The sequence below is a fragment of the Cellulosilyticum sp. I15G10I2 genome (assembly GCF_900095725.1).
Classification (GTDB): Bacteria; Bacillota; Clostridia; order Lachnospirales; family Cellulosilyticaceae; genus FMMP01.
Genome location: NZ_FMMP01000027.1, coordinates 1 through 2914 on the forward strand (window position 1 = coordinate 1; position 2914 = coordinate 2914).

The 2914-nt window shown below is 49.6% G+C and carries 1 rRNA gene; it reads right to left on the reverse strand.

What is annotated here, in order from left to right:
• Positions 1-4 precede the first annotated feature (4 nt).
• Positions 5-2910: ribosomal RNA gene (locus BN3326_RS18885) — 23S ribosomal RNA — on the reverse strand.
• Between the last annotated feature and the right edge of the window lie 4 nt (positions 2911-2914).

Below are 2914 nucleotides of genomic sequence, written 5' to 3' on the forward strand. Positions count from 1 at the left end.
TTTTTAGGTCAAACCCTCGAACCGTTAGTATTGGTCACCTACATGTATTACTACACTTACAGCTCCAACCTATCAACCTCATAGTCTCTAAGGGGTCTTACTCCATTTCTGGATGGGAAGTCTTATCTTGAGGTCTGCTTCACGCTTAGATGCCTTCAGCGTTTATCAGATCCAGACTTGGCTACTCTGCTATGCCTTTGGTAAGACAACAGATGCACCAGTGGTCCGTTCATCCCGGTCCTCTCGTACTAAGGACAACTCCTCTCAAACTTCCTGCGCCCACGACGGATAGGGACCGAACTGTCTCACGACGTTCTGAACCCAGCTCGCGTACCGCTTTAATGGGCGAACAGCCCAACCCTTGGAACCTGCTTCAGCTCCAGGATGCGATGAGCCGACATCGAGGTGCCAAACCTCCCCGTCGATGTGAACTCTTGGGGGAGATAAGCCTGTTATCCCCGGGGTAGCTTTTATCCGTTGAGCGATGGCAATCCCACTTTCATACCACCGGATCACTAAGTCCTACTTTCGTACCTGCTCCACCCGTCGGTGTCACAGTCAAGCAACCTTCTGCCTTTGCACTCTGCGAATGGTTTCCAACCATTCTGAGGTTACCTTTGAGCGCCTCCGTTACTCTTTCGGAGGCGACCGCCCCAGTCAAACTGTCCACCTGACAGTGTCCCAGACCCGGATTACGGGCCGTGGTTAGAAGTTAAGTATTACAAGAGAGGTATCCCACCATTGACTCCACAAAGACTGGCGTCCTTGCTTCTTAGTCTCCCTCCTATCCTGTACATGTAATACCCAACCTCAATATCAAGTTACAGTAAAGCTCCACGGGGTCTTTCCGTCCTGTCGCGGGTAACCAGCATCTTCACTGGTACTACAATTTCACCGGGTGCGCTGTCGAGACAGTGCCCAAATCATTACGCCTTTCGTGCGGGTCAGAACTTACCTGACAAGGAATTTCGCTACCTTAGGACCGTTATAGTTACGGCCGCCGTTTACTGGGGCTTAAGTTCAAAGCTTCGGATTACTCCTAACCTCTCCCCTTAACCTTCCAGCACCGGGCAGGCGTCAGCCCTTATACATCACCTTTCGGTTTAGCAAAGACCTGTGTTTTTGTTAAACAGTTGCTTGGGCCTATTCTCTGCGGCCAGCCGAAGCTGGCACCCCTTCTCCCTAAGTTACGGGGTCATTTTGCCGAGTTCCTTAACAACGCTTCTCCCGTCGGCCTTAGGATTCTCTCCTCATCCACCTGTGTCGGTTTACGGTACGGGCACCTATCACGCAATAGCAGCTTTTCTTGGCAGTGTAGATTCAGGAACTTCCCTACTTAAATTTCGGTCCGTATCACACTTCATCCTCGCCTAGCGGTTTTTCCTACCAGGTGCGACTTTGTGCTTACCCCAAGATACCATTCCTGGGTTTCCCTATCTTCCTGCGTCCCTGCAGTTCTGATAATAGGTGGTACTGGAATCTCAACCAGTTGTCCATCGACTACGACTTTCGTCCTCGCCTTAGGCCCCGACTTACCCAGAGTAGATCAGCTTTACTCTGGAAACCTTGGATATTCGGCCTAGAAGATTCTCACTTCTATCTCGCTACTCATTCCGGCATTCTCACTTCTGATATCTCCACAGCTCCTTACGGTACTGCTTCGGCAAAATCAAACGCTCCCCTACCAATCCACCCATTAAAGTGTGATTCCATAGCTTCGGTGGTGTGTTTTAGCCCCGGACATTTTCGGCGCAAGATCTCTCGACTAGTGAGCTATTACGCACTCTTTGAATGTATGGCTGCTTCTAAGCCAACATCCTAGTTGTCTTCGAAATCTCACATCCTTTTCCACTTAACACACACTTGGGGACCTTAGCTGATGGTCTGGACTGTTTTCCTTTTGACTACGGGTCTTATCACTCGCAGTCTGACTGCTGATGGTATCTCTATGGCATTCTTAGTTTGATATGCTTCGGTAAGCTTGTGGGCCCCCTAGGCAATTCAGTGCTTTACCTCCATTAGACTCCTATCAACGCTAGCCCTAAAGCTATTTCGAGGAGAACCAGCTATCTCCAGGTTCGATTGGAATTTCTCCGCTACCCACAGTTCATCTCCACCTTTTTCAACAGATGTGAGTTCGGACCTCCATTACCTTTTACGGTAACTTCATCCTGACCATGGGTAGGTCACCTGGTTTCGGGTCTATTGACAACGACTATTTCGCCCTATTCAGACTTGGTTTCCCTTCGGCTTCGTACCTCCTGGTACTTAACCTTGCCGCAGCCAATAACTCGCCGGACCGTTCTACAAAAAGTACGCGGTCGCACATCATATGGTGCTTCCACTGCTTGTAAACATAGAGTTTCAGGTTCTTTTTCACTCCGCTCCCGCGGTTCTTTTCACCTTTCCTTCACAGTACTATGCGCTATCGGTCACCGAGGAGTATTTAGGCTTGGGGGGTGGTCCCCCCGGCTTCCCACAAGGTTTCTCGTGTCTCGTGGTACTCTGGATACTGCTAGGCTTCACTTGGATTTCGCTTACGGGATTATCACCCTCTTTGATGAGTCTTTCCAGACTCTTCAGCTATCCGCATTCTTGCCACGACGCAGTCCTCAACCCCAGATTACAAGTAATCTGGTTTGGCCTGTTTCCCTTTCGCTCGCCACTACTTAGGAAATCGATGTTTCTTTCTCCTCCTGCAGGTACTTAGATGTTTCAGTTCCCTGCGTTCCCTTCATATAGTTATGTATTGGCTATATGATAACTGAGGTTTGCTCAGTTAGGTTTCCCCATTCGGATATCTCGGGATCAAAGCTTATTTGCAGCTCCCCCAAGCTTTTCGCAGCTTATCGCGTCCTTCATCGGCTCTCGGTGCCAAGGCATCCACTCTACGCTCTTAGTAGCTTGACCTAAT